General features: G+C 68.5%; 1 protein-coding gene and 1 pseudogene. Both read left to right on the top strand.

Annotated features, from left to right (window positions below; genetic code table 11):
- Positions 1 to 81 precede the first annotated feature (81 nt).
- The gene (locus tag ABD287_RS18385; protein WP_344174799.1) at positions 82 to 513 is read left to right on the top strand and encodes a hypothetical protein; all 432 of its coding nucleotides are present in this window, start codon (positions 82 to 84) and stop codon (positions 511 to 513) included.
- 149 nt (positions 514 to 662) lie between these two features.
- A pseudogene (locus tag ABD287_RS18380) lies at positions 663 to 991 on the top strand (IS3-like element IS1141 family transposase); the annotation flags it as partial.

The raw sequence follows: 991 nt of genomic DNA, 5'->3' as shown, positions 1-991 counted from the left end.
CCCTCCCTGTCACGCTGGTGTGAGACAGCTCGTCTACCAGGAGATAGTCTTCCTGGACGGCCCTGAGGAGAGCACATCAGCATGGTGTTGAAGCCCCATGAGAGCCCGGATCTGGACGCCCGGCCCCAGCGGCGGACATTCACCGCAGAGTTCAAAGCGCGGATCCTGGACGAGTACGACACGGCGCCGGATGCGGCGGCTCGTGGGGCGATTCTGCGCCGGGAACGGCTGTACGGGTCACACATTCTCGACTGGCGCAAGGCCCGAGACGCCGGAGCCTCGGCCGGCCTGACGGACCGCCGTCAAGCGGCCGCTCGGGCGGCGAAGAAGGCCGAGAACGCCGAACTTGCCCGCCTTCGGCGGGAGAACGCCCGGTTGCAGGCCGAGCTGGCCAAGACCGAGACCGCGTTGCAGATCATGGGAAAAGCGCACGCGCTCTTGGAACTGCTCTCCGAGAGCGCGGATTCCGCGCCGATGCCGAACCTGTCCTCGCCGAGGCGCAGCAGGCGCTGAGCCCGGCGTGGGGCATCGCCGGAGCCTGCCGGTTGACCGGTGTGTCCCGCGCGACGCTTTACCGGCGCCGCACCCCACCGCTGGTATCGAGGCCACGGGCGCCGCGTAAGCCACCGCCGTCGGCGCTGTCGGAGACCGAACGTGAGCAGGTGCTGCAGCTGCTGAACCGGCCCGAACACGTCGATCTGGCGCCGGCGCAGGTGTGGGCCCGTGAGCTCGACGAGGGCCGCTGGTGGTGTTCGGAGTCCACCATGTACCGAATCCTGCGGGCGGCCGGCCAGTCCGGCGAACGCCGTAGCCAGGCCACCCATCCGGCCCGCACCAAGCCCGAACTCGTGGCCGAGGCGGCGAATCAGGTCTGGTCCTGGGACATCACGAAGCTACGCGGGCCGTTCAAGGGCGTCTGGTTTCACCTCTACACAGTGATCGACATCTGGTCCCGCTACGTCGTCGGGCACCTGGTCGCAGCACACGAGGA

The organism is Pilimelia columellifera subsp. columellifera (assembly GCF_039532605.1).
GTDB lineage: Bacteria > Actinomycetota > Actinomycetes > Mycobacteriales > Micromonosporaceae > Pilimelia > Pilimelia columellifera.
Note: the sequence above shows the minus strand (reverse complement) of the source record. Positions and strands in the feature narration are given on the sequence as shown.

Bases quoted from the DNA above. Each gene is read 5' to 3' on its own strand.
- ABD287_RS18385 (WP_344174799.1), top strand. From the start codon at position 82: ATGGTGTTGAAGCCCCATGAGAGCCCGGATCTGGACGCCCGGCCCCAG.